The organism is Acidovorax sp. FW305-C-20-28 (assembly GCF_058783375.1).
In genome coordinates this window covers 13,370-39,335 of sequence record NZ_JBYSYM010000034.1, presented here as the reverse complement: position 1 = coordinate 39,335, position 25,966 = coordinate 13,370, and the positions used below count along the sequence as shown (strand labels likewise).

The 25,966-nt window shown below is 67.6% G+C and carries 23 protein-coding genes; 14 read left to right on the top strand and 9 right to left on the bottom strand.

Annotation, left to right across the window (positions count from 1 at the left end):
- The first annotated feature begins 28 nt into the window (after positions 1 to 28).
- From AC3WOH_RS28705 to AC3WOH_RS28650, 12 genes are all read left to right on the top strand, one after another.
- Positions 29 to 1,024, top strand: coding sequence for a Bug family tripartite tricarboxylate transporter substrate binding protein (locus tag AC3WOH_RS28705; RefSeq protein WP_492232709.1), 996 nt, complete (start codon positions 29 to 31; stop codon positions 1,022 to 1,024).
- Between the two features lie 45 nt (positions 1,025 to 1,069).
- Positions 1,070 to 2,011, top strand: a complete 942-nt coding sequence (locus AC3WOH_RS28700; RefSeq protein ID WP_492232708.1) for an amidohydrolase family protein — start codon at positions 1,070 to 1,072, stop codon at positions 2,009 to 2,011.
- Positions 2,008 to 3,003: a Bug family tripartite tricarboxylate transporter substrate binding protein gene (locus AC3WOH_RS28695; RefSeq protein ID WP_492232707.1), complete on the top strand. Its 996-nt coding sequence runs from the start codon at positions 2,008 to 2,010 to the stop codon at positions 3,001 to 3,003. The genes AC3WOH_RS28700 and AC3WOH_RS28695 overlap by 4 nt, the downstream gene beginning before the upstream one ends.
- A 51-nt stretch (positions 3,004 to 3,054) precedes the next feature.
- Positions 3,055 to 3,741 carry an RraA family protein gene (locus tag AC3WOH_RS28690; RefSeq protein WP_492232706.1) on the top strand — a complete coding sequence of 229 codons (687 nt, stop codon included), beginning with the start codon at positions 3,055 to 3,057 and terminating at the stop codon, positions 3,739 to 3,741.
- Entirely contained in the window at positions 3,738 to 4,673 is a 936-nt protein-coding gene (locus AC3WOH_RS28685; protein WP_492232705.1) for an NAD(P)-dependent oxidoreductase, read from the top strand. The genes AC3WOH_RS28690 and AC3WOH_RS28685 overlap by 4 nt, the downstream gene beginning before the upstream one ends.
- Positions 4,674 to 4,780: 107 nt before the next feature.
- Positions 4,781 to 5,731, top strand: a complete 951-nt coding sequence (locus AC3WOH_RS28680) for a tripartite tricarboxylate transporter substrate binding protein (RefSeq protein WP_492232737.1) — start codon at positions 4,781 to 4,783, stop codon at positions 5,729 to 5,731.
- 23 nt (positions 5,732 to 5,754) lie between these two features.
- Complete coding sequence (locus AC3WOH_RS28675; protein ID WP_492232704.1) at positions 5,755 to 6,735, top strand: Bug family tripartite tricarboxylate transporter substrate binding protein; 981 nt, start codon at positions 5,755 to 5,757, stop codon at positions 6,733 to 6,735.
- 24 nt (positions 6,736 to 6,759) lie between these two features.
- Complete coding sequence (locus AC3WOH_RS28670; RefSeq protein ID WP_492232703.1) at positions 6,760 to 7,716, top strand: tripartite tricarboxylate transporter substrate binding protein; 957 nt, start codon at positions 6,760 to 6,762, stop codon at positions 7,714 to 7,716.
- Between the two features lie 6 nt (positions 7,717 to 7,722).
- Complete coding sequence (locus AC3WOH_RS28665) at positions 7,723 to 8,607, top strand: amidohydrolase family protein (RefSeq protein ID WP_492232736.1); 885 nt, start codon at positions 7,723 to 7,725, stop codon at positions 8,605 to 8,607.
- Positions 8,608 to 8,636: 29 nt separating this feature from the next.
- Positions 8,637 to 9,554, top strand: a complete 918-nt coding sequence (locus AC3WOH_RS28660) for an SMP-30/gluconolactonase/LRE family protein (RefSeq protein WP_492232702.1) — start codon at positions 8,637 to 8,639, stop codon at positions 9,552 to 9,554.
- Positions 9,555 to 9,700: 146 nt separating this feature from the next.
- Positions 9,701 to 11,890 (top strand): catalase/peroxidase HPI, encoded by a 2,190-nt coding sequence (gene katG, locus AC3WOH_RS28655; protein WP_492232701.1) that lies wholly within the window; start codon positions 9,701 to 9,703, stop codon positions 11,888 to 11,890.
- 104 nt (positions 11,891 to 11,994) lie between these two features.
- Entirely contained in the window at positions 11,995 to 12,390 is a 396-nt protein-coding gene (locus AC3WOH_RS28650) for a carboxymuconolactone decarboxylase family protein (protein WP_492232700.1), read from the top strand.
- Between the two features lie 13 nt (positions 12,391 to 12,403).
- Here the strand turns inward: AC3WOH_RS28650 and AC3WOH_RS28645 are convergent, their stop codons facing one another.
- Entirely contained in the window at positions 12,404 to 12,949 is a 546-nt protein-coding gene (locus AC3WOH_RS28645; protein ID WP_492232699.1) for a LuxR C-terminal-related transcriptional regulator, read from the bottom strand.
- Positions 12,950 to 13,026: 77 nt separating this feature from the next.
- Here AC3WOH_RS28645 and AC3WOH_RS28640 point away from each other — a divergent pair, with 77 nt between their 5' ends.
- On the top strand, positions 13,027 to 13,734 hold the full coding sequence (locus AC3WOH_RS28640; protein WP_492232698.1) for a CoA transferase subunit A: 708 nt from the start codon (positions 13,027 to 13,029) through the stop codon (positions 13,732 to 13,734).
- A gap of 2 nt (positions 13,735 to 13,736) precedes the next feature.
- The gene (locus AC3WOH_RS28635) at positions 13,737 to 14,375 is read left to right on the top strand and encodes a 3-oxoacid CoA-transferase subunit B (protein ID WP_492232697.1); all 639 of its coding nucleotides are present in this window, start codon (positions 13,737 to 13,739) and stop codon (positions 14,373 to 14,375) included.
- Positions 14,376 to 14,477: 102 nt separating this feature from the next.
- On the opposite strand, the gene AC3WOH_RS28630 is transcribed toward AC3WOH_RS28635, so the two are convergent.
- From AC3WOH_RS28630 to AC3WOH_RS28595, 8 genes are all read right to left on the bottom strand, one after another.
- Positions 14,478 to 14,771: a DUF4148 domain-containing protein gene (locus tag AC3WOH_RS28630; RefSeq protein ID WP_492232696.1), complete on the bottom strand. Its 294-nt coding sequence runs from the start codon at positions 14,769 to 14,771 to the stop codon at positions 14,478 to 14,480.
- 56 nt (positions 14,772 to 14,827) lie between these two features.
- Positions 14,828 to 15,121, bottom strand: a complete 294-nt coding sequence (locus tag AC3WOH_RS28625) for a DUF4148 domain-containing protein (RefSeq protein ID WP_492232695.1) — start codon at positions 15,119 to 15,121, stop codon at positions 14,828 to 14,830.
- A gap of 243 nt (positions 15,122 to 15,364) precedes the next feature.
- Positions 15,365 to 20,044, bottom strand: a complete 4,680-nt coding sequence (locus AC3WOH_RS28620) for an Ig-like domain-containing protein (protein WP_492232694.1) — start codon at positions 20,042 to 20,044, stop codon at positions 15,365 to 15,367.
- Between the two features lie 271 nt (positions 20,045 to 20,315).
- On the bottom strand, positions 20,316 to 21,497 hold the full coding sequence (locus tag AC3WOH_RS28615) for an ABC transporter substrate-binding protein (protein ID WP_492232693.1): 1,182 nt from the start codon (positions 21,495 to 21,497) through the stop codon (positions 20,316 to 20,318).
- 6 nt (positions 21,498 to 21,503) lie between these two features.
- Positions 21,504 to 22,352, bottom strand: a complete 849-nt coding sequence (locus tag AC3WOH_RS28610; RefSeq protein WP_492232692.1) for a class I fructose-bisphosphate aldolase — start codon at positions 22,350 to 22,352, stop codon at positions 21,504 to 21,506.
- Between the two features lie 42 nt (positions 22,353 to 22,394).
- Positions 22,395 to 23,402, bottom strand: a complete 1,008-nt coding sequence (locus AC3WOH_RS28605) for an aldo/keto reductase (RefSeq protein WP_492232691.1) — start codon at positions 23,400 to 23,402, stop codon at positions 22,395 to 22,397.
- Entirely contained in the window at positions 23,399 to 24,439 is a 1,041-nt protein-coding gene (locus AC3WOH_RS28600; protein WP_492232690.1) for an ABC transporter permease, read from the bottom strand. The genes AC3WOH_RS28605 and AC3WOH_RS28600 overlap by 4 nt, the downstream gene beginning before the upstream one ends.
- Positions 24,436 to 25,956, bottom strand: coding sequence for a sugar ABC transporter ATP-binding protein (locus tag AC3WOH_RS28595; protein WP_492232735.1), 1,521 nt, complete (start codon positions 25,954 to 25,956; stop codon positions 24,436 to 24,438). The genes AC3WOH_RS28600 and AC3WOH_RS28595 overlap by 4 nt, the downstream gene beginning before the upstream one ends.
- Positions 25,957 to 25,966 lie beyond the last annotated feature (10 nt).

Sequence of the window (25,966 nt, the reverse complement as noted above, 5' to 3'; positions counted from 1 at the left end):
GACGAACCACCACAACGGAGACAAACCCATGCCAGCCTTTCCTTCGCTTTCGCGTTCTCTGTGCGCCGCCTTCCTGGGCCTGGCTGCCGCAGCCGTGCCCACGGGGGCTGCGCTGGCGCAAGCCGCCTACCCGAGCAAGCCGATCCGCCTCATCGTGCCGTTCCCGCCCGGCGGCGGCACCGACATGATCGCGCGCACCGTGGCGCAAAAGCTCACCGACCAGAACAAGTGGAACGTGATCGTGGACAACCGGCCCGGCGCTGGCGGCAACCTGGGCGTGGACGCCACCGCCAAGTCCGCGCCCGACGGCTACACCCTGGTCATGGGCCAGACCAGCAACCTGGCCATCAACCCCACGCTCTACCCCAAGCTGCCCTACGACCCGCTCAAGGACCTGGTGCCCGTGGCGCTGGTGTCGTCTTCGCCCATCGTGATGGCTGCGCCCGTCAACTCGCGCTTCAAGACCTTCGCCGACGTGGTGGCCGCTGCCAAGGGCAAGTCCGACACCATCACCCTGGGCTATTCGGGCAACGGCACGGTGGCCCATCTGGCCGGCGAGCTGGCCGAGAACGCTGCCGGCATCCAGCTGCGCCACATTCCCTACAAGGGCGCGGCCCAGGCCATGACCGACCTGGTGGGCGGGCAGATCGATCTGTACATGTCTTCCGTGCCCACGCTGCTGGGCCAGGTGCGCAACGGCAAGCTCAAGGTCATCGCCATCACCTCGGCCAAGCGCGCCAGCCAGCTGCCTGATGTGCCCACGCTGGCCGAGTCGGGCTACAAGGGCTTCGACGCCGTGACCTGGTTCGGGATCCTGGCGCCGGCCGGCACGCCCGCACCCATCGTGGCCCAGCTCAACAAGGCCATCAACCTGGCCCTGCAGCAGCCCGACGTGGCCGAGAAGCTGCGCAGCGAAGGCGGCGACGTGATGGGCGGCACGCCCGAGCAGTTCAGCCAGCTGCTGCGCACCGAAGTGCCGCGCTGGGGAAAGATCGTCAAGGACTCGGGCGCGAGCCTGGACTGACCCCGCCGGCCGCCTGCTGATCCCCCCGCCCACCGGACCATCGCCATGCGCCGCGATTGCCTTGTCACGCCCGTACCGTTCTCGGCCGGCACCGAAAAGCCCACGGTGGCTTTACCCGCCGGTGCCTGCGACTGCCATGTGCATGTGTACGACAGCCGCTTCCCGGCCGCGCCGGGGGCCCGCCTGCTGCCGCCCGATGCCTCGGCCCACGACTATGGGCAATTGCAGCAGCGCATCGGCACCATACGCACCGTGCTGGTCACTCCCTCGACCTATGGCACCGACAACCGCTGCCTGCTCGAAGGGCTGGCTGCCCTCGGTGCGCAGGCACGGGGCGTTGCGGTGGTCGATGGTGGCGAGAGCGATGCCGAGCTGCAGCGCCTGCACGCCCTGGGCGTGCGCGGTGTGCGGCTGAACCTGTCGCTGGGTGTCTCGGGCACGGCGGATCTGCTGGAGCCACTGGCTGCGCGCATCGCGCCCCTGGGCTGGCACCTGCAATTGCTGATGGCGCCTGACCTGCTGGCCTCGCTGGCGCCCGTGCTGCACCGCCTGCCGGTGGGCCTGGTGTTCGACCACTTCGGGCGCATCGCGCCCGCACAGGCCGGTACGCACCCCGCCCATGCATTGCTGCTGGAGCTGCTCGCCGAAGGCCGGGCCTGGGTCAAGCTCTCCGGCGGCTACATCGTGAGCCCGCTGCGCACGGTGGACGACCCGACCCTCGACGCGCTCGCCCACAGCTACCTGCGCTGTGCGCCCGACCGCGTGCTCTGGGGCAGCGACTGGCCCCACGCCACTGCCACCGCGGGTGTGCAGCCCCTGCCCGACGATGCCCGGCAGGTGGACCGCCTGGCGCAATGGATCGATGGGGCAGGGCAGGGCGCAGCCAGCCTGCACGGCGTGCTGGTGGACAACCCGCGTGCGCTCTACGGCTTCGCGCAGAACGAACTTCCGATTCCTTCCATTGATACCGAGAGGCCCATGCCATGACCCTGTCGCACCCTAGTTCTTTCACACGCCGCAGCGTGCTCGCCTCCCTGGCCGCGTCGCTGGCCGGTGGCCCGGCCTTCGCGCAGGGCGAATGGCCGGCCGGCAAGCTCATCACCTGGGTCGTTCCCTATCCGCCGGGCGGCAGCACCGACGTGCTCGGCCGCAACATCGCGCTGCGCGTGGCGGCCTCGCTGGGCACCAATGTCATCGTGGACAACAAGGCCGGCGCCACGGGCACCATCGGCGCCGCCTTCGTGGCCAAGGCCACGCCCGATGGCTACACCCTGCTGGGCACCTCCATCGGCCCGCAGGCCATCGCGCCGCACCTCATGGGCAAGCTGCCCTACGACCCCATCGCGGGCTTCGAGCCCGTGATCACCATCGGCACCATTCCGCACATCCTGGTGGTGGGTGCCAAACAGCCCTTCCAGTCGGTGGCCGAGCTGCTGGCCGCGGCCCGTGCCCAGCCGGGCAAGCTGGCCTTCGCCTCGGGCGGCAACGGCACCATTTTGCAAATGCAGGGCGAGCTGCTGCAGCAGCAAAGCGGCGTGCGCTTCATCCATGTGCCCTACAAGGGCGACACCCCGGCGCTGCAGGACACGCTGGCCGAGCAGGTGCAGTTCATGTTCGCGCCGGCCGCCGCCGCGCTACCGCATGTGCAGTCCGGCAAGCTGCGTGCGCTGGCCGTCACCTCGGCCCAGCGCCTCAAGGCCTTGCCCGCCGTGCCCACCATGGGTGAAGTCGGGCTCAAGGACTTCGTAGTCGAGCAGTGGCAGGCGGTGTTCGCGCCCGCCAAAACCCCAGCCCCCGTTGTGCAGCGCCTGAACGAAGAGATCGGCAAGGCGCTCAAGGACCCCGCCGTCCTCGCCCTGGCCGACAAGCTCGGCGTCACCCTGGTGGGCGGCACGCCGCGCCAGCTCGGCGACCTGCAGAAGGCCGACTCCGCCAAGTGGGCCAAGGTTATCAAGGACGGAAACATCACCGCCGAGTAAGCCACCGCATTCCTCTTTCTCCACATACCAACACCCAACAAGGACCGCACCATGAGCCAGCTTCCTGAAATCATCCGTGACATCGAACGTGTCAGCCCCGAGGTCGTGCAGAAGGCCGCCACCTTCCAGGCCGCCATCCTCTCCGACGTGGCGGGCCGCCGCGGCACCATGCATGGTCGCGTGGTCCCGGTGCACCAGGCCATGCAGGTCGCAGGCCCGGCCTTCACGGTCGAGGTGCGCCCTGGCGACAACCTCATGATCCACGCCGCCATTGCGCTCGCGAAGCCCGGCGATGTGCTGGTGATCGACGGCAAGGGCGACCAGACGGCGGCGCTCATGGGCACGCTGATGCTCAGCGCCTGCAAGAAGCTGGGCCTGGCCGGCGTCATCGTCGATGGTGCGATCCGCGACAAGCTGGAACTGCTGGAGCTTGGCTTCCCGGTCTTCAGCGCAGGCTTCAATCCCGCCGGCCCCACCAAGTACGTGCCGGGCCGCATCAACCACCCCATCTCGGCCGGCGGCACCATGGTGAACCCGGGCGACCTGGTCGTGGGCGATGCCGATGGCGTGGTGGTGATCGAGCGCGCCAAGGCCCCCGCGATGATGGCCCTGGCCGACAAGAAGGTGGCCGACGAGGCCGCGCGCATCGAGGCCATCGCCCGCGGCGATACGGCATCGAAGTGGCTGCCCGCCGCCCTGCGCGCCGCTGGTGTGCTCAAGGAAGGGGAGTCGCTGTGAGCCGCGCGACCCTTATCGTGACCGGCGCCGACCTGGCGGCCCAGGCCCTGGCGCTGCTCCAGGATTTCGAGATCGTCTATGCCGGCAAGGCCCCCACCGAGGACGACCTGGTGGCCCTGTGCCGCACCCACGACCCTGTGGCCATCATCGTGCGCTACGGCAAGGTCGGCGCGGCCGTGATGGATGCGGCGCCCTCGCTCAAGGTCATCTCCAAGCATGGCAGCGGCACGGACACCATCGACAAGGTGGCGGCCAAGGCGCGCGGCATCGAGGTGGTGGCCGCCGTGGGCGCCAATGCCGCGGCGGTGGCCGAGCAGGCCCTGGCCTTGCTACTGGCCTGCGCCAAGTCGGTCGTGGCGCTTGATGCACGCATGCATGCCGGCCACTGGGACAAGGCCACGCACAAGAGCCTGGAGCTCTGCGGTCGCACCGTGGGTGTGGTCGGCCTGGGCGCCATCGGCCTGCGCTTTGCGAAGATGGCCGATGCGCTGGGCATGCGCGTGATCGGCTTCGATCCCTTCGCGAAGAACCTGCCGGCGTACATCGAGAGCGTGGACCTGGCGACCCTCTGGCGCGAGTCCGATGCGATCTCGCTGCACTGCCCGCTGACCGAGGAGAACCGCGGCATGCTCAACGCCGCCACCCTGGCGCAGTGCAAGCGCGGCGTGGTTGTGGTGAACACCGCACGCGGAGGCCTGATCGACGAGCCAGCGCTGCTGGCCGCCGTGCGCAGCGGTCAGGTGATGGCCGCGGGCCTGGACAGCTTCGCGGTGGAACCCATGGTGGCGGGCCACCCCTTCCAGGGCGAGGCGAATGTCATCCTCTCGCCGCACATCGGCGGCGTGACCAGCGATGCCTACGTGAACATGGGCGTGGGCGCAGCGAAGAACGTGTTGGACGTGCTGGCACGCACCGCCGCAGCAACCGTGTGAGCCAACGAACGCAGGGCATGCCAGCGTTGCATGCCTTGCCCACAGGAGACAACGCAATGCAAAAGAACTGTTTCGCACCGGCCCGCATCGGAAAGGCGCTGGCCGCCATGGGATGTGCCGTGGCCTGCATGGCCGCAGTGCTGCCCGCACAGGCGCAGGGCTCCTGGCCCGACAAGCCCCTCAAGCTCGTCGTGCCGTACCCGGCCGGTGGCAATGCCGACAACACGGCGCGCCTGCTGGCCACCCAGCTGTCGAACCGGCTGGGCCAGCAGGTGGTGGTGGACAACCGGCCCGGCGGCAGCGGCACCATCGGCGCAGCGGCCGTGGCCAAGGCGCCGGCCGATGGCTACACGCTGCTGCTCGATGCCACGGCCTTCACCGTCAACCCCAGCCTGTTTGCCAAGCTGCCTTTCGACGCGGCCAAGGACTTCGCACCCATCTCGCTCGTCCTGCAGGTGCCGCTGCTGCTGGTGGTACCCGCGTCGTCGCCGCTGCAGTCGGTGGCCGACCTCGCCCGGGCAGCGCGCGCCACGCCGGGGCGGCTCACCTACGCCTCGGCTGGCAACGGCGGTGCGCAGCACCTGGCGGGCGAGTTGTTCAAGCAGGGCGAGAAGATCTCGCTCACCCACATTCCCTACCGCGGCGGCGCACCGGCGCTCACCGACCTGATCGGCGGCCAGGTCGACGTGATGTTCAGCGCCACCACGGCCAGCGGTCCCTTCGTCAAAGGGGGCAAGCTGCGCGCGCTGGCCATCACCTCGGCCCAGCGCACCGAAGGCTGGGAGCAGGTGCCCACCGTGGCCGAATCCGGCGTGCCGGGCTTCCAGGTCAATGAGTGGAACGGCCTGTTCGCACCCGCCGGCACGCCGCAGCCTGTGCTGCAGCGGCTGGAGGCCGAGACCCGTGCCATCGTCGCCAGCCCCGAGATGAAAAAGCGCTTTGCCGAACTGGGCGTGCAGGGCGTGGGCTCCAGCGCGGCCGAGTTCCAGGCCTTTGTGAAAGCCGAGTCGGTCAAGTGGGCGCAGGTGGTGCGCACCAGCGGCATCCGCCTCGATTGAATGATGAGAGAGGATTCCTGAGCATGTTCAAACCAACCATGTCTGCAGCCATGGTCGCCGCGCTGTCCCTTGCCGCAGCCGCCACCTGCTTTGCGCAGTCCGGCGCCTACCCCGCCAAGCCCGTGAAGCTGGTCGTGGGTTTTGCCGCAGGCGGCCCCACCGACGTGGTGGCGCGCGCCTTTGCCGACCACGCCAGCCAGGCGCTGGGCCAGCCCTTCATCGTCGACAACAAGCCTGGTGCCAACACCATCCTGGCCGCCCAGGCCGTGGCCAGCGCGCCAGCCGACGGCTACACGCTGCTGTTCGGTGCCACCAACCACACGATGATCCCGGGGCTGTACAGCAACCGGGTCAAGTTCGACGCGGTGAAGTCGTTCAAGCCGCTGTGCACGGTGGCCACCAGCCCCACGGTGCTGGCGGTGGGGCCGGGGCTGCCGGTGAAGTCGCTGGCCGACTACATGGCCCGCGCGCGCAAGGAGCCGGGTCGCATCACGGCCGGTACCGCAGGCGTGGGCAGCTCGGGGCACTTCGCCACCGAGGTGTTCGCACGCGCCAATGGCCTGCAGCTCAACCACGTGCCCTACAAAGGTGCCGCGCCGGTGGTGACGGACCTGATGGGCGGTCAGCTCGAGAGCTCGTTCGCCACGCTGGGCTCGGTGCTTCCGCAGATCCGCAGTGGCAAGCTCACGGCCCTGGCCGTGGCATCGCCCAAGCGCTCTTCGCTGCTGCCCGATGTGGTCACCTTTGCCGAGGCGGGTGGCGGCAACTACTCGGCCGATGCCTGGTATGGCGTGCTGGCGCCCGCCAGCGTGCCCGACGCCGTAGCCCAGAAGCTGGAGCGCGTGGCGACGGAGTTTGCGAAGAGCGCCGCGGCGGCAGAGAAGCTGCGCGGCCTCGGGCTCGATGCGGACTCCACCTGCGGCAAGGCCTTTGCCACGCAGGTTGAGCGCGAAGTCGCCACCTACACCCAGATCGCCAAGGACCTGGACCTGAAAGTCGAATGATTGATGATCGACTGGAGACATGACATGTTGCGTTTTCTCAAACCCCTGATCGCCGCCTGCGCCCTGGCCGCCGGCGTGGCCCACGCCGCCTACCCCGATCGCCCCATCACCATCGTCGTGCCCTACGCGCCGGGCGGCGCGGCCGATGCAGTGGCGCGCGTGCTGGCCACGCGCCTGGGCGCCAAGCTGGGCGCCAGCGTCATCGTGGACAACAAGGCCGGAGCCAGTGGCACCATCGGCGCGAGCTTCGTCGCCAAGGCGCAGGCCGACGGCTACACCATGCTGTACGACGCCACGCCATACTCCATCAACCCGCACCTGTTCCCCAAGATGCCGTACTCCGCGACTGCGCTGCAGCCACTGTCGCTGGTGCTGCTGGCGCCCAACGTGCTCATCGTGAAGGCGGACTCGCCGCTCAAGAGCATCAACGACCTGGTCGCCCGGGCGAAGGCCACGCCGGGCAAGCTCAACTTCGCCTCGGGCGGCAGCGGCACGGTGCAGCGGCTGGCTGCAGAGCTGATGCGCCAGCAGCTCAACCTGGACATGGTGCACGTGCCCTACAAGAGCGGCGGCCCCGCCATTACCGATGTGATGGCTGGCCAGGTGGACTTCATGTTCGGCACCGTGGCCGCCACCTATCCCCATGTCTCGGGCGGCAAGCTGCGCGCCCTGGCCGTGTCGGCGCCCGAGCGCTCCAGGCGCCTGCCCGATGTGCCCACCGTGGCCGAGACGGTGGTGCCCGGCTACGAGGCCTACGAGTGGAACGGCATGTTCCTGCCCGCAGGAACGCCCGAACCCATTGCCGCCAGGCTGCGCCAGGCCGTGCAGGACGTGATGAAGGAAGACGAGGTCAAGCAGCGCCTGGCCGACATCGGCGCCCAGCCCGTGGGCTCCACGCCCGCCGAGTTCGCCGCCTTCCTCAAGAAGGAAGATGCCAAGTGGGGCGAGGTGGTGCGCAAGGGCAATATCAAACTGGACTGAGCCTTGATGTTCGCACCTGTGCCGCATTCGGTGGGCACCCATCGGCCATCGCGCGTGCTGCCGCCGCTGGCGTGCGACAGCCACATGCACATCTTCGATGCGGGCTTCGCGCCGTCGCCGCACTGGCCGCGCACTCCGCCCCATGCGCCCGTGGCCGCCTACCGGCAACTGCAGAAGCGGCTGGGCACCACGCGCACCGTGGTGGTCACGCCATCGACCTATGGCACCGACAACGCCTGCACGCTGGATGCGCTGGACCAGTTGGGCGACAGAGCCCGCGGCGTGGCGGTGGTTGAGGCAGCGGTGGATGGCGCCGAACTGGCCCGCATGGCAACGCGGCGCGTTCGCGGGTTGCGCGTGAACTTCGTTTCTCCGCAGTCCTGGGGCACGACCACGGCGGAGATGCTGACCACGCTGGCGCACAAGGTGGCGCGCCATGCGGACTGCGGCGGCTGGCACATCCAGGTGTTCGCGCACCCGGAGCAGATCGTGGCGCTGGAACCCGTGCTGCAGGCCTTGCCGGTGCCGCTGGTGATCGACCACCTGGGCCGGATCGACCCGGCCGAGGGGCCATCGGCTCCGGCCTGGGGCACACTGCAACGCCTGCTCGATCGCGGTAACACCTGGGTCAAGCTCTCAGGCGCCTACATGCGCTCCACGGTAGGCGGCCCCAGCTATGCCGACACCCTGCCTCTGGGCCGCGCCCTGGTGCAGGCCGCGCCCGAACGCCTGGTCTGGGGGAGCGACTGGCCGCACACCACCGAGGCGCCGGGCACCGTGAACGACGCCGACCTGGTGGACCTGTTGCAGGCCTGGGCCGGTACGGAGGCCCTGATGGACCGTATCCTGGTGGACAACCCCGCGCAGCTCTACGGATTTCCTCCAGCGTGAAGACCCGAACCGATGAAAGTCACCACCCCATGTTTCTGCTGAAAGCCCCCCAGGTTCGCGACCTGGAACTGTTCACCACCATGCCCGATGCCCTGCGCCGGCCCGAGCGCAGCGCCTGGGCCGATGCCAACCGCGCGGGTGCCGTCACCGACTCCTTCCTGGAAGGCCCGGTGTTCGACGGTGCCGGCAACCTCTATGTGACCGACATCCCCTGGGGCCGCATCCTGCGCATCGACCCTGAGGGCGCCTGGACCCTGGTGGCCGAGTACGACGGCGAGCCCAACGGCATGAAGTTCCTCGATGCCGGCACCTTGCTCATCACCGATTACAAGAACGGCCTCATGCGCCTGGAGGTAGCGAGCGGCAAAGTCACCCCCTACCTGGAGCGCCGCAACAGCGAGCGCTTCAAGGGCGTGAACGACCTGGTGTTCGATGCCGAAGGCAACCTCTACTTCACCGACCAGGGCCAGAGCGGCCTGCATGACCCGAGCGGGCGCCTGTACCGCCTGCGCCCCAACGGCCAGCTCGACCTGCTGCTGGCCAATGTGCCCAGCCCCAACGGCGTGGCCCTGTCGCCCGACGGGCGCGTGCTCTACCTGGCCGTGACGCGCGGCAACTGCGTGTGGCGCGTGCCGCTGCTGCCCGATGGCAGCGTGGCCAAGGTGGGGCAGTTCTTCACCTCCTACGGTCCGAGCGGGCCAGACGGGCTGGCCGTGGACGCCAAAGGCCGGCTGTTGGTGGCCAACCCGGGCCTGGGCTATGTCTGGGTGCTCAACCACCGGGCCGAGCCGGAGCTGGTGCTGCGCGGGCCGGCGGGTGCTTCCACCACCAACCTGGCCTTTGGCGGCGAGGGTGGGCAGACGGTGTTCGTGACCGACTCCACGCACGGCCAGATCCTGAGGGCGCGCATGGACGCACCGGGTTTGCCATTGGCGCGTGGCCGGTGACCGTGTTTGTCTTGTGGCAATCGATCTGCTGATTTGATAAATATTGACTATTGAAGGCATTCAATCGATTCAATTTACGGCCCATGGATTGCTTCCTAAGATGGCTCTCGCCAAGTGCTTGAACCGCTTACACAAGGAGAGACCCCATGACAGCCGAAGCCAAATGCCCGTTCGACCACACCAAGGCAGCCGCCCCCAAGGGCCGCGGCAATGCCGACTGGTGGCCCAACCAGCTTAACCTGCGCCCGCTCAACCAGAGCTCTCCGCTCGTCGACCCCATGGGCGACGGCTTCGACTACGCCGAGGAGTTCAAGAGCCTGGACCTCGCGGCCGTGAAGGCCGACCTGCATGCGCTGATGACCGACTCGCAGGACTGGTGGCCGGCCGATTTCGGCCACTACGGCCCGCTGTTCATCCGCATGGCCTGGCACAGCGCCGGCACCTACCGCCTGGCCGATGGCCGTGGGGGTGCAGGGGCCGGGCAGCAGCGCTTTGCGCCGCTCAACAGCTGGCCCGACAACGCCAACCTGGACAAGGCGCGGCGCCTGCTCTGGCCCATCAAGCAGAAGTACGGCCGCAAGATCTCCTGGGCCGACCTGATGATCCTCACGGGCAATGTGGCGCTCGAATCCATGGGCTTCAAGACCTTCGGTTTCGGCGGTGGCCGCCCCGACGTGTGGGAACCCGATGAGAACGTCTACTGGGGCGCAGAGACCACCTGGCTGGGCGGCGACCAGCGCTACAGCGGCGAGCGCGACCTGGCCAAGCCCCTGGCCGCCGTGCAGATGGGCCTGATCTACGTGAACCCCGAGGGCCCCAACGGCAACCCCGACCCCATCGCCGCGGCGCGCGACATCCGCGACACCTTTGCCCGCATGGCCATGGACGATGAAGAGACCGTGGCGCTGATCGCCGGCGGCCACACTTTCGGCAAGACCCACGGCGCGGGCGACGCGGCGCTGGTGGGCAAGGAGCCCGAGGGCGGCGGCATCGAGGACCAGGGCTTCGGCTGGATCAGCAAGCACGGCAGCGGCTTTGGCGGTGACGCCATCACGAGTGGCCTGGAAGTGACCTGGACCACCACGCCCACCAAGTGGAGCAACAACTTCTTCGAGAACCTGTTCGGCTTCGAGTGGGAGCTGACCAAGAGCCCGGCCGGCGCCCACCAGTGGACCGCCAAGGGCGCCGAGGCGACCATCCCCGATGCGCACGATCCTTCGAAGAAGCGCGTGCCCACCATGCTCACCACCGACCTGTCGCTGCGCCAGGACCCGGCCTACGAGAAGATCTCGCGCCGCTTTCTCGCACACCCCGAGCAGTTCGCCGATGCGTTTGCGCGCGCCTGGTTCAAGCTGACCCACCGCGACATGGGCCCGCGCGTGCGCTACCTCGGCCCCGAGGTTCCGGCCGAGGTGCTGATCTGGCAGGACCCGATTCCCGAGGTGGACCATGCCCTGGTGGACGCGCAGGACGTGACGGTGCTCAAGGCCAAGATCCTGGCGTCGGGCCTGTCGGTTGCGGAGCTGGTGTCCACCGCCTGGGCCTCGGCCTCCACCTACCGCGGTGGCGACAAGCGCGGCGGTGCCAATGGGGCCCGTGTGCGCCTGGCACCGCAGAAGGACTGGGAGGTGAACCAGCCCGCCCAGTTGGCCAAGGTGCTGGGCAAGCTCGAAGCCATCCAGGGTGAGTTCAATGCCGCGCAGGCCGGCGGCAAGAAGGTCTCCATTGCCGACCTCATCGTGCTCGGTGGTGCCGCCGCCATCGAATCGGCCGCCCGCAGCGCCGGCCAGGAGGTGATGGTGCCCTTCGCACCAGGCCGCATGGACGCTTCGCAGGAGCAGACCGATGTGCCCTCGTTCGAGGTCATGGAGCCATTGGCCGATGGGTTCCGCAACTACGTGCGCCCGGGCCTCGAAGGCGCCGTGGCCGAGCTGCTGATCGACCGCGCCAACCAGCTCACGCTGACCGGCCCCGAGATGACGGTGCTGGTGGGTGGACTGCGCGCCCTGGGGGCCAACGCAGGGCAGGGCGGCCATGGCGTCTTCACCAAGACGCCCGGTGCCCTCACGAACGACTTCTTCGTGAACCTGCTGGACATGCGCACCAAGTGGCAGAAGTCGGCATCGGCAGCCGGCGTGCTCGAAGGCGTGGACCGCGCCAGCGGCGCCGCGAAGTGGACGGGCACCGTGGCCGATTTGGTGTTCGGCTCCAACTCGCAACTGCGTGCGCTGGCCGAGGTCTATGGCAGCAGCGACGCCCAGGCCGTGTTCGTGCAGGACTTCGTGAAGGCCTGGACCAAGGTGATGAACCTCGACCGCTTTGACCTCAAGGCCTGAGCGGACTGAATGAAAGCGCTCCCTGCATGCCCCGGTGACGGGGCTGCAGGGAGCGTTTTTTTATGCGGCTACCATCGCGGCCTCAAACCAACCGGAGAGACCGCATGACGCAGCAACAACCCCCATCCAGCAGCAAAGACTTCGACAAGGGCCTGGCCACGCGCAAGCAGGTCATGGGCGAGGACTTCGTGGCCAAGGCCTTTGGCAATGCCACCGAGTTCACCCAGCCCATCCAGGAGTTCATCACGCGCAATGCCTGGGGCGATGTGTGGCAGCGCCCGGGCCTGGACATGAAGACGCGCAGCCTGGTCACCGTGGCCTTTCTCACGGCGCTGGGCAAGCAGCACGAGCTCAAGGGCCATGTGCGCGGCGCGCTCAACAACGGCGCCACGGCGGCCGAGATCCAGGAGGTGCTGCTGCACGCCAGCATCTACTGCGGCCTGCCGGCGGCGGTGGAGGCCTTTCGCACGGCAGCCGAGGTGGTGGACACTCCGAAGTAGGCCGAATCAGGGCCTACTCTCCAGCCAGGAGTTTGTGCACCAGGTCCGCCGCGGTGGACGCGTTGTACTTGCGCATGAGGCGCGCGCGGTAGATCTCCACCGTGCGGTGGCTGATCTCCAGCGCGCGGCCGATCTCCTTGGAGGTCAGGCCCTCCAGCAGGCGGGCGGCGACCTCGCGTTCGCGCCCGGTGAGCTCGGCCTTCACGGGGCGCTGCGAGCTCAGGTCCTCGAAGCTCCAGATGCCCGAGGCATGGGGGTCTTCGCGGTTCAGGGCGCGGCCTGAGACATGGCACCAGAAGACTTCGCCATTGGCGCGCTTCATGATGCGGTTGTCGGCGTAGTGGCCCTTGGCGTTGAGGATGGGCTCCATGTGCGCACCCAGGCGCTCGTACTCGTCGGCGCTGGGGTACAGGACCTGGAACGACTGACCGATCAGCACCTCGCGCGAGGCGCCGAACATCTCGCAGACGTGGCGGTTGCAGTCCACCATGGTGCGGTTGCGCGACAGCACCAGCCCCACAGGGGCCATGTCAAACGCCAGCCGGTAATCTACGTCCATAGTGCAAGTCTTTACGGGGTACTACTTATGTCTATACGTAGTATCGTATCGCATCCAACATTCGCAAGGAGATCGTGGTGAACAAGATTTTTCCCTCCGCAGCCAAGGCGCTGGAAGGCGTGGTGGCAGATGGCCAGTTGCTGGCCGTCGGTGGTTTCGGGCTGTGCGGCATCCCTGAGGCCTTGATCGACGCGCTGCGCGACTCGGCCGTGAAGAACCTCACCGTGATCTCCAACAACGCCGGCGTCGACGGCTTCGGCCTGGGCAAGCTGCTCGAGACGCGCCAGATCAAGAAGATGATCTCCTCCTACGTGGGCGAGAACAAGGAGTTCGAACGCCAGTACCTGGCGGGCGAACTGGAGCTCGAGTTCACGCCCCAGGGCACGCTGGCCGAGAAGCTGCGTGCCGGCGGTGCAGGCATCCCGGCCTTCTTCACCAAGACCGGCGTGGGCACCATCGTGGCCGAGGGCAAGGAACTGCGCGAGTTCGACGGCGAAACCTATGTGATGGAGCGCTCGCTCGTGCCCGACGTCTCGCTGGTCAAGGCCTGGCGCGCTGACAAGTCCGGCAACCTGCAGTTCCGCCTGACGGCACGCAACTTCAACCCCGCTGCCGCCACCGCCGGCAAGATCTGCATCGTGGAAGTGGAAGAGGTCGTGGAGACTGGTGCCATCGAGCCCGATCACATCCACCTGCCCGGCATCTACGTGCACCGCATCGTGCACAACGCCCACCCCGAAAAACGCATTGAAAAACGCACCATCACCGAGAAAGCAGGAGCCTGACCATGCCGTGGACCCAAGACCAGATGGCCGCCCGTGCGGCGCAAGAACTCGAAGACGGTTTCTACGTGAACCTGGGCATCGGCATCCCCACGCTGGTGGCCAACTTCACGGGTGACAAGGAAGTGTGGCTGCAGTCCGAGAACGGCATGCTGGGCATCGGCCCCTTCCCGACCGAAGATGCGGTGGACGCCGACCTGATCAATGCCGGCAAGCAGACCGTGACCACGATCAAGGGCTCGTCCATCTTCGGCAGCGATCAGTCGTTCGCCATGATCCGCGGCGGCAAGATCAACCTGTCCATCCTGGGTGCCATGCAGGTCAGCGAAAAGGGCGACCTGGCCAACTGGATGATCCCGGGCAAGATGGTCAAGGGCATGGGCGGCGCCATGGACCTCGTGGCCGGCGTCAAGCGCGTGATCGTGCTCATGGAGCATGTGGCCAAGAAGAAGGACGGCACCGAAGACCTGAAGATCCTGCCTCAGTGCACGCTGCCCCTCACGGGCGTGGGCGTGGTGGACCGCATCATCACCGACCTGGCCGTGCTGGACGTGACGCCCCAAGGCCTCAAGCTGATCGAACTGGCCCCTGGCGTGAGCTTCGAGGCCCTGCAGGCCAAGACCGGCGTGACCGTGTTGCAATAAGCAAAAAGGCACGAGCCACCAAAAAGGCCGGAGCCCCGCGAGGGGCCCCGGCCTTTTGCATGCGGGCTGCAGTTGCGGTCTGCAGCCTGGCCCCGGCGCCGATTACAAGGCGCCGATCTCACCTGAAGGGATCTGGCCGGTGCGCACGGCTTCGGCGGCGGCGGCACGCACGGCGGCGCGGTCGGCCTTCGATTGGTAGGTCACGACACGGGAGCCAGCGGGCTCCATGCTGTGCGTGCGGGCTTCCACGGCGGCTTCGGCAGCCACTTCGGCGCGGGTGCGGTTGGTCTCGAACTTCAGGGCGAACTGCGAGCTGTCGGCTTCATCGGCATGGGCACCGAAGGAGGCAAAGACGGCCAGGGCGGCGACAGAGAGGAAACGGGCGGTGTTGTTCATGGTAGTGCTCCGATCAATCAAATTCTGGAATGGGGTGGTGTTCTTGCAGGGGCTGATTACAGGTAACCGGCTTCGCCCGAAGAGATCTGGCCGGTGCGCAGGGCCTCGGCGGCCTGGGCGCGCACCGTGGCGCGGTCGGCCGTCGACTGGTAGCTCAGCACGCGGGAGCCGGTGGGCTCCATGCTGTGCGTGCGGGCTTCCGCGGCGGCTTCGGCGATGACTTCGGCGCGGGTGCGGTTGGTCTCGAACTTCAGGGCGAATTGCGAGCCATCGGCCTCATCGGCCTGGGCGCCGAACGATGCGAAAGCGGCAACAGCGGCGATGGAGAGGAAACGTGCAGTGGTGTTCATGATGAAATCCTTGGGATCAAAAAGCGTCTCGAAAAACCGGCCCAGAAACCATTCCTGAACCGGGTTCGGTGAGTCGCCATGCGGGTTCGGCTCATCGATGGGATGAACTGTACGCCCGTGTCGTCCAAGGAAAAACCACCCAGTCGCGAACTGACTGTTCCAGTTTTGAAAACAGTTGCGGGCATAAAAAAAGCCCGCGCTGCAGATGCAGCGGCGGGCTTTTGGACAAGCGGGTTCAGGTGCTCAGGGCAACTGTGTCCAATTTTGGTTGTTGCCGCCGTTGCAGGTCCATGTCAGCAGGGGGATGTCCTGCGCCGTGGAGTTGTTGGGCACATCCAGGCAGGCGCCCGAGGCGCGGTTGCGCACCGTCGATCCCGACAGCGTCCACTGCGCCGTGTTGCCCACCGTGCAGGCCAGTTGCACGACGCCCGCGCCGCTGGTGGCCGCACTGTCCTGCGCCAGGCACAGGTTGCTGTGCTTGGCCACCAGCTGCACGTAGCCGCCCGCCAGATTGCGCACCGTGAAGGTCTCGTTGTTTGCCGTGCCACAAGGCCACTGGATGGCGACCGCACCGCTGGCGGCCGAGGCCCCGCGGATGTTCACGCACAGGCTGCTGTGGCTGGAGCGCAGGCGCGTGGTGTACTCGGCCGCCGTGTCCAGCGAGCGCACGTAGTCGGCCAGTGCCTGCCGGTCGGCTGCGGGCAGGCCAGCCACGTTGCCGTGGCCGCCCGCGATCACGTCCAGCACGCTGGCCTTCTGGCCGTTGTGCAGGTAGGACTTGGCGGCCCAGCTGCCCAGCAGGGTGGGGGTGTCGAAGCCCACGCCGGCCAGCGGCTGGTTGGCGCCCTTGCCCGACGAGGGCTGGATGGTTCCCACATCGTGCCTGAGGCCGTCCTGGAAGGTGCCGCCCGCATGGCAGCTGGCGCAGTTGGCGTTGGCGAACAGGGTCTGGCCGCGCGCGGCCTCCACCGTGAGGCTGCCATCGGCCGCACGCGCCGGGCTGCGCATGTACTTGTTGAGCGAGGCCAGGTAGGCCGCAAGGTCGTCGAGCTGCGCATTGCGGCCGGCCTTGGGCGCACCCAGCGGGTCGCTGGTGGCGGCGAAGTCCGCGTCGCTGAGGAAGCCGGTGCCACCGAAGGCGCTGCGCATGTCGTTCTCGAAGTCCTGCACCTCGTCGAAGTTGGCGCTCCAGTGCAGCTTGCCGTGGCCCAGTCCGCGCCGGCCCTGCAGGCTGATGGTGCGGCGCAGGCCCTCGCCGCGCTGGGTGAAGTCCCAGACCATGCCGTCGTCGCCGCCGTCGGCGTGGCAGCTCGCGCAGGACATGTAGTTGTCCTTGCTCATGCGCCGATCGGCGGCGTTGTAGAACACCTGCTTGCCGCGCAGTGCCGCCACCGCCAGCGGTTCCTGCGCCACCGTGGTGATGTTCTGCTGGAACACGGCGGCCGCGCTGCGCGAGGCCAGCACGTCGGCCACATCGTGCACGGTGACCGAGCGCGCGAGGAAGTTGTTCACGAACAGGCGCTTGCGCGTGGCGTCCAGGTACAGGCCGTGGGGCGCGCTGCTGGCATTGATCTCGCCGCGCACGGCGCGGGTGTAGGCATCGACGATGGCGATGTTGTTGCCCTCCATCTGCGCGACGAACAGGTAATCGCCCGCAGGGGAGAAGAGGGCGGCGCGCGCTGGGGCACGGTCGTCGAAGTCGATCTGCTCGGGCAGCAGGTGCGTGGCCGCTGACAGGTCCACCTGCGAGAGGATGGAGCGCACCGTCTGGTCGTGCAGCAGGTCGTTGCCGTCGCGGAAGCGCCCGCGCACGATGTTGTCCTTCTTGCCCGGCAGCACCGCGCGCGAGCCGTCGGGCGAGATCACCACCTGGCTCAGGTAGTTGGCCACGCCGCGCGAACTGTTCTCGGTGTCGATCGTCGTCGTGTCCACCGGCAGGGCGATGCTGGAGAGCAGGCCCAGGGTGTTGAGGCCCACCTTGTGCAGTTGCCCGCCCGTCATCTTGGACTTGAAGCGTGTGATGTAGGCCGTCTGCGAATCGGCCGCCACCGCAATGCCGCGCAGGTCGCCCTCCAGCGCCAGCGTGCCCGTGGTGTTGCCGTTGGCCGGGTCGAAGGTGAGTAGCGTGGACTTGCTCTCCAGCGTGAGCAGGCCCTTGCTGCCGTTGGGCGTGAAGGCCACGCCGTAGGGGCCGCTGCCGTAGGCCAGGTTCACCGTGGCCGAGATGCTGCCATCGGCTGGGTTCAGGGCCACGAGCTTGTCCTCGCCCTGCACGGTGACCCAGATGCGGCCGTCCGGGGCGCGCGCCAGGGTCTTGGGCTCGTCGCCCACTCGGGTCTCCCAGCGCTTGGTCATCGCCTGCGCATCGATGGCGGCGACCGTGCCGCTGTCCGGATTCACCGCATAGACGCTGTTGGCATCGCCCACGATGTTGCTCGAATGCGTGGGCGCCGTGGCCGTCACCGGGAAGATCACCGTCACGTTGTAGGTGTAGAAGGTCTCCTGGCCTGCGGCATTGCGCACCGTCAGCGTCACCGTGTAGTGGCCGGGGCGGTTGTAGCTGTAGGTGGTGTTGGACTGGGACGAGAAGGCGGTCTGTGTGCCGTTGCCGAAGTTCCAGCGGTAGGTGACGCCCGTGTCCCCGCCCAGCCGGGTGGGGGCGAAGCTCAGCTGCCCGTTCACCAACTGAGGGCTGGCGCTCACGCCAGCATCGCCGATGATGGCCTGCGAGCGCAGCTGCGTGACGTCCGTATCGCTGAGCACGCGGCCATAGACCCGCACGTCGGCCAGGCTGCCGCGGAAGAAGTCGGTATTGCCCTGGATCTGCCCGAGCAGCGCGAACTTGTTGGACAGGCCTTTGGTGCCCGTGAGGCCGGTGGAGCTGGTCTTGTTGCCGTCGATGTAGAGCGTCTGCGCGCCCGAGGCGGCGTCGCGCGTCATCACCACATGGTGCCAGTTGCCGTCGTTCACGGCGGCGGCAGAGCGGGTGCCAGGGTTGTTCGCCGCCACATTGCCCACCGAGAGGTTCATGCGCCCGGTGTTGTCGATCCAGCCCCAGAACACATCGTCGGCCCCGCCGCTCTGGTCGCGCCCGAAGAGGCCGGGTGCCGTCCAGGCATTGGCCGAGCCGTTCTGCGTGGTCTTCATGTAGAAGGCCAGCGAGGCCGTGCCGCCCAGGGCCGTGGCCACGCCATCGTTCTTGAGCGGCACGCCGCCCGTGCGCTGGGCGAAGTTCAGGCCGATGCTGCCGAACTGATCGGCCGCCGAGGCCGTGCCGTTGTTGGCGCCGATCTCGTCGGTCAGGGTGGTCGACAGCGGCCAGTGGTTCATGAGGCTGATGTCGGTGGCATTGCCGGTGTGGAACACGGCCTTGTATTCGGCTGCGATGCCGTTGCCCGCATAGTCCTTCACGCCGCCCGCGGTGAGCACGATCTCATAGCTGGTGCCGGCCACCAGGGGTTGCGTGGGGTGGAAGTTGATGATGCCCAGCTGCACGCTGTAGGTGCCGGCCAGCGCATTGCCGTTGACCGGGCGCACGATGAAGGTGCCGGCATGCACGCTCTCGGGCCGGATGCTGTCCGTCAGCCCCACGCCGATGCGCGAGGTCAGCGCCTGCTGCCTGGCGCCGTTGGCGGGCGAGGTCTGCTTGACGGCCGGCGGTGTGGTGTCGGGGGCCGTCTGGTGCACGATGAAGCCGCTGCCCGAGCCATGGTCGTTGCCGATGAACAGCAGGTTGCCCATGGGGGCGACCTGGCCGTGGTCGGAGTGCGAGTACTCGGGGTCGTTGGTGGCGAACAGGCTGCCCTGGCCCACCTCGACGTGGTTGAGCGGGTTGCTCACGTCCACCTTGTGCACCTTGAACTGCGCGCCCTGGAAGACGTAGTGGTCCTGGGTGCCGCAGTACAGCTGCTCGTCGATGACCAGGCGGTTGTCCTCCGCCACGAACTGCGTGCGGTCCAGCAGGTCGTAGCTGTACATCCTGGCGCCGCCGCCGCGGGCCGAGGCATGCAGGTTGCGGCCGTCGAAGCAGGTGGCGTAGTAGTTGGGGTTGGAGCCTACGGTGTCCAGCACCTTGGGGTTGAGTGGGTCGGAGATGTCGAGGCTGGCAAAGCCATCGGTGTTGTCCATCGACGAGAGCACCATGTGGTTGCCCATGGTGAAGATGGGGCCGACGCGAAAGCCCCCGAGCTCGCCCGTGGGCACCGGGTTGGGCTTGCCCGTGCCGCGGTTGGCGATGACGGCATTGGCCGGGTCGGTGGCGTCCACGATGTACACGCCATCATTGGCCGAGGCCACGTACACATAGGGGGCCTGCCACCACAGTTGCCAGGCCACGTTGGTGTAGTCACCGCCATTGACGGTGGGCAGCGAGAGCTTCTTGACCTGCTGGATGTTGTTGATGTCGGTGAAGTCCCAGAACTCGATGCCCTTGATGCTGGGCACCACCACGTACTGTTTGCCGCCGATCTTGGCCGTGCCAAAGGCGTGCGCCTCGCGGAACTCCTTGGTGCGCCCTTCGGGCTCGTAGATCTTCTTGACGAGCACGATGGCGCGCGGGTTGGACACGTCGTAGAGCAGAAAGCCCCCCGGGCCCAGGCCGCTGTCGGGCGCGAAGGAGGTCAGGAAATAGCCGTTGAGCATGATGCCCACGTTCAGCCCGTAGTCCTTGCGGCCGGGGTAGGTGGCCGGCACGTCGCCCGAGGCGCGGGTGATCATGGAGACCGGCTTGAACAGCTCGGCAGAGGTGTAGGTGAGATTGCCCAGCCCCGGTCCCTGCAGCGGCAGAGGGACTTCGGCCGCCTGGGTGATGGCGGACGCCATGGTGGTGAGGGTGGTCATGGGGCTGACCCCCGTGATCGCCGCATGCGTGAGCAAGGTGGCGAACGGTAGCAACAGTGCCATCAAGTAGTACCGGATCTTCATTGTCGTCTCCTGGTTGTGGGGCTCACCGAACTTTTTCTTCGGTTGTTCCGTCATGCCTGTGCAGGTCGAGTGCACACGAAAACGCGTGGGCGCTCTCGGTCAGTGGTGCGTGTGCCACCGACCTCAGAGCTCCTCTTTTTTCCCTCTCTCTCGCTCACTCTCTTCTTTTTTCTTCTCACCCTTGGTGCTCGCGGCCCAGGTCGGCCCGGTGCCTGCCCAGGCACCGGGCGCGTGGGGCATCCACGAGCACACGGCAGGGTGCGTTCAGGACTTACTTCTTTCTTTGCACGAACAGGTTGCGACGCGCATCCTCTGGATAGGCGAAGGTGACGCTGGAATTGCGCACCAGTCCCACCACCAGCATGTTCTGGCTGATGGCCTCCTTGTCCTCCAGTGAAAACGGCTTCTCGTAGGTGGCGACAACACCGTAGAAGACGCGGGGCATGGTTTCCAGCGCGTGCTTGACGGCCGACCCATTCAGGTCGCCGTTGTGGATGCCCAGCAACGCGTATGTCAGCAGATAGGTCGCGTCATAGGCCTGGGCCGCTGCCATGGGTACGCGGATGCGAGACATGCTGAATTTGCGGGCGTAGGTGCTGAGGAAGGCGGCGCGGCGCTCGTTGCTCGGCTCGGCGATGAAGGTCTGCGCCATGAGCGATCCTTCCGCGCCGCCATAGGCGCCATCGATGTAGTTGGGGAACGAAAGGGGCCAGGCACCCACCTGCGGTACCTTCCAGCCCATGGTCTTGCGGCCGTTGGCGATGGTGGCGGCCTCTGGGCCCGCGGCGTAACTCAGGATGACGTTGGCGTGGGCTGCTCTGGCCTCGGTCAGTTGCGCCACCACATCCTTTGCGTTGGCTTCGACGCGCGCTGTGTACACCGGTCTGATGCCCTGTCTTGCCAGGGCCTGCACGACGTCGTGCAAGCCGGCACTGCCGTAGTCCGTGGCGTCTGCAAACACCGCCACCCGGTTCCAGCCGCGTTTGAGAATGTCGTCGACGATGAACGCCGCCTGGATCGCATCGCGGGGGGCGGTGCGGAAGATGAAACTCTGCGCCGAGGGGAACTTTGCTGTAAGCGGCGTGCCCGTGGCGCACGGGATCACGAGCGGCACCTTGGCTTGCTGAAAGACATCCACCACCTTCATGCCCACGCCGTTGTCGCAGACTCCGATGGTGGCCACCACCCTCTGCTCCACCAGTTCCTTGGCCGCGGCCAGTCCCTTCTCAGGAACGGCGAAGTCGTCCCTGATTTCGAGTTCCAGCGAGCGGCCCAGGTAGCCGCCCACCGCATTGATCTCGTCCACAGCCATGCGGATGCCGTTGAGCATGGCCGTGCCCACATCGGCCGATCCGCCGGTGAAAGGGCCGATCACGCCGATACGCACTGGAGCACCCTGTGCGAATGCGCCCGCCGAAAACAGCGCTGCGGCGAGGATCCAGGACGCTTTCATGGGGGGTCAGGCGGGAGTGGATTCGTACAGGCGCCACGCTTCGGCAGCGCTGGCGCCGCGGTGGATCATCGACATCAACGCATTCACCACGGCCGAGGGGTTGGCATGCTGGTACACGTTGCGGCCATAGACCATGCCCACGGCGCCCTGGTCCAGCAGCACGCGCGAGCGGGCGAACACCTGCTGCAGGTCCTCGCGGCCGCCGCCGCGCACCAGCACCGGGCAGCGCGCGGCCTGCACCACGCGGTGGAAGTCGGCGGGGTCGGTAGTGGGGTCGGCCTTCACGATGTCGGCCCCCATCTCGCGCGCCAGGCGTACCAGGGTGACGATCTTCTCTGCATCGCCGTCGACCATGTAGCCGCCCTGGTCGCTGTGCGGGCGCATCACCAGCGGCTCGATCATCAGCGGCATGCCATAGCGGTCGCAGTCGGCGCGCACTCGGGCGATGTTCTGCACGCACTGGCGGAACAGGTCGGGCTCATTGGGCAACATGAACAGGTTGACCACCACGCAGGCCGCGTCGCGCTGCACGGCCGGCAGCACCGGGTCGTGCTCGTTCTGCAGCACAGCCCACATCACGCGGTGGGCCGTGGCGTTGTAGGGGTTGCCCATGTCCAGGCGCATCACCAGCGCGGGCTTGCTGCGCCCCGGGCGGTCCTGCAGCAGGTCGGCCTGGCCGTAGTTGAGCTGGATGGCGTCGGGCGCGGCGGCCACGAGCTTGTCCATCACCTGGGGCATGTCTTCCAGGCCATTGAGGAAGCTGGGTTCGTTGCATACGCCGTGGTCGAGCGCGATGTCCAGGCAGCGGCCGTTGGTCAGCAGGCGGTTCAGGCGTGCGGTCTTGTCTTTCGACATACGAAGAAATCCTTGGGTTGGGGGGAGGAGGGTGGGTACGGTTCAGGCCAGGGCCTTCAGGTGGGCGGCCGCGGCATCGTCGATGCGCTGCACGGCCTCCTCGGGCAGGTCCAGCGCGCCCGCGGTGGCGTTCTCGGTGGCCTGTGCCCGCGTGCGCGCACCGCACAGCGCCACCGACACGCTGCCGCTGGCCAGTGTCCAGGCGATCATCAACTGCCCGAAGGAGCAGCCGAACTGCCGGCGCAGGGGCTCCAGCTCATCGAAGAAGGCTTGGAGCCGGGTGCGGTTGGCCGCACTGAAGCGCGGGTTGGTGGCGCGCTGGTCGTCGCCCGTGAACTGGCGTGCCGGGTCGATGGGGCCGGCCAGCAGGCCCAGCGCCAGCGAGGAATAGCCCAGGATGGCCACGTTGTTGCGGCCGCACAGGGGCAGCAGGGTCTGCTCGATCTCGCGGTCGATCAGGCTGTAGCGCTCCTGCGCGGCGTCCACGGGGCCATGGCGCAGGTACTCGGCCAGCGTCGGGGCGTCCACATTGCTCACGCCGATCGCGCGGATCTTGCCCTGCTTCTTGAGGTCGAGCAGGGCGTCCATGGTCTCTTCCACGGGCGTGGTGCTGTCCTGCCAGTGGGTGATGTACAGGTCGATGTAGTCGGTCTGCAGGCGCTTCAAGCTCTCCTCGGCTTCGTGGAAGATCGACGCGCGGCCCAGGTGGCGGTAGACCGGGTGACCGTCTTCGTCGAAGAAGTGCGTGCCCTGCTGCGTGTGCCAGACCAGGCCGCACTTGGTGGCGATCACGGCTTCGTGGCGGCGGCCCTTGAGCGCGGCGCCCACGAGGCGCTCGGAGGCACCCAGGCCGTAGGCCGGCGCGGTGTCGACCAGCGTCACCCCGGCATCGAGCGAGGCGTGGATCGCCTCCGTAGCGGCAGCGCTGTCCTGCCCGCCCCACATCCAGCCGCCCATGGCCCAGGTGCCCAGGCCAATGGCCGAGCACTGGATGCCCGAGGGGCCCAGGGTGGTGGTCTTCATCGCTGCGTTCATCATCACGGCATTCATCGCTTGGTCTTTCGGGTGTTCATGAGGTGGTCGATGGTCACGGCGGCCAGCAGGATCAGGCCCTTGATCACGTCCTGCCAGTAGGGCGAGACATCCAGCAGGATCAGCGAGCTGGTCACCACCGAGAGCAGGGCCAGGCCCAGCACGGCACCGAGCACCGTGCCCGAGCCGCCCTTGAGGCTGGCGCCGCCGATCACCGCTGCGGCAATCACGTTGAGCTCCATGCCCACGCCGAAGGTCGGCGTGGCCGCACCGAAGCGCGCGGTGTAGATCACGCCGGCCAGGCCGGCCGAGGCCGCGCACAGCACCGTGACCCAGAACTTCACGTGGCCCACGCGGATGCCCGAGTACAGCGCCGCCTTCTCGTTGCTGCCGGTGTAGAACACGCGGCGCAGCAGGCTGGCGCGGCGCAGCACGAAGTCGCTGACCACCACGATGAAAAGGAAGATCAGGATCACGGCCGGAATGCCGAACAGCGTGCCCTGGCCGATGAACTTGAACGAGGCCGGCAGCGAGAACAGCGACTGCGGCGTGCCCTGGGTGAGCGCCAGGCACAGGCCGCGCACGATGACCATGAAGGCCAGCGAGGCGATGAAGTGGTTCAGCCCGATGCGCACCACGCAGCCGCCGATCATGGCGCCGATGAGGGCACTGGCCGCGATCGCAATGAGGCCGGCCGTCCACGGGTCCATGCCCATCAGGAACAGCTTGCCCGTGACCACCATGGCAAAGCAGACGACGGAGCCCACCGACAGGTCGATGCCACCCACGATGAGCAAAATGGTCATGCCCACCACCACGATGCCCTCGATGGAGAACGAGAGCAGCATGGCGCGGATGTTGTCCCAGGTCAGGAAGTAGGGCGAGGCGAAGCTCATGCCCACGCACAGCGCCAGGATGATGACCAGGAGGCCCATCTCGCGCATGCTCGTGAGCTTGGTTCCGCCCGGCTTTCCGGGCCCTCCCGGTTGCTGGGTCTCGCGCAGGGGCTGCAGGCCGGCCACGCTGCCGGCATCCAGTTGTGCGGGGTGATTCATGCCATTTCCTCGTGTTGTCGTTCCAATCCCGAGGCCAGCCGCAGCAGGGCCTCTTCCGTCATGTCCTTGCCTTGCACCTCGCCCGCGACGCGGCCGTCGCGGATGACCAGGGCCCGGTCGCACAGCCCGATGATCTCGGGCAGCTCCGAGGAGATGACCACCACGCCCACGCCCTGGCAGGCCAGGTCGCGCAGGATGTGGTGGATCTCCGACTTGGCCCCCACGTCCACGCCGCGCGTGGGCTCGTCCATCAGCAGCACGGCGGGGTTGGTGGCCAGCAGCTTGGCAATCGCCACCTTCTGCTGGTTGCCGCCCGAAAGACTCGCCACCTCGATCTGCACGCCATCGGACTTGAGCTTCAGGCGCGTGCCCAACTCCTGCGCCAGCCGGTGTTCGCTGGCGCGTTGCAGCAGACCGAAGCGCGAGCTCACGCGTGCCAGTGCCATCGAGGCGATGTTCTGCGCGATCGGCAGGTCCAGGTAGACGCCCGCGGCCTTGCGGTCTTCGCTGAGGTAGGCGATGCCGGCGCGCAGCGCGTCGCTGTACTTGCGGATCGCCAGTGGCTTGCCATTCAGGCGCACGCTGCCGCCGGTGGTGGGGCGCAGGCCGCACAGGGTCTGCGCCATCTCGCTGCGCCCGGCACCCATGAGCCCGGCGATGCCCAGCACCTCGCCGCGCTGTACGGTGAAGGACACGCCGTGCACGCGCTCGCCATCGGCCAGGTCCTGCACCTCCAGCACGGGGGCTGTGGCATCGGCCTCCTGCTGCTTGGGCGGGTAGTAGTTGCCCAGGTCGCGCCCGACCATGCGGCGCACCAGGCCGTCGGCGTCGAGTTCGGCCAGTGGGCCCGAATGCACGTTGCGCCCATCGCGCAGCACGGTCACGCGTGTGCAGTGGGCAAAGATCTCGGCCATGCGGTGGCTGATGTAGATGATGCCGATGCCCTGGTCCTTGAGGTCGTGCAGCACGCGAAAGAGGGCGGCCGACTCGTTGTCGGTGAGCGCGGCGGTCGGCTCATCGAGGATCAGCACCTTGCAGTCGAGCGTGAGCGCCTTGGCGATCTCGATCAACTGCTGGCTGGAGATGGGCAGGTCGCCCACGCAGGCCGCGGGGTCGATGTCCTGGCCCAGCCGCTGCAGCACCCGGGCCGCGCGCTCGTTGAGGCTGGCGTAGTCCATCCATGCCTGCCGACCGGCGTTGATCTCGGGCATGAAGATGTTCTCGGCCACGGTGGCGTCGGCGCACAGGGCGATCTCCTGGTGCACCAGGCCGATGCCCAGGCGCATGGCCTGGGCCGGACCACCGATGGCCACCACGCGGCCGTCGAGCGCTATCTCGCCCGCGTCCGGCTGGTGGATGCCATCGATGATGTTCATCAGCGTGGACTTGCCCGCGCCGTTCTCGCCGCACAGGGCGTGGATCTCGCCCGCCTGCAGCGAGAAGTCCACGCCCGAGAGCGCATGCGAAGCACCGAAGCGCTTGCAGATGCCGCGCAGCGCGAGCAGGGGGGCATCCATGGTGGTGGTG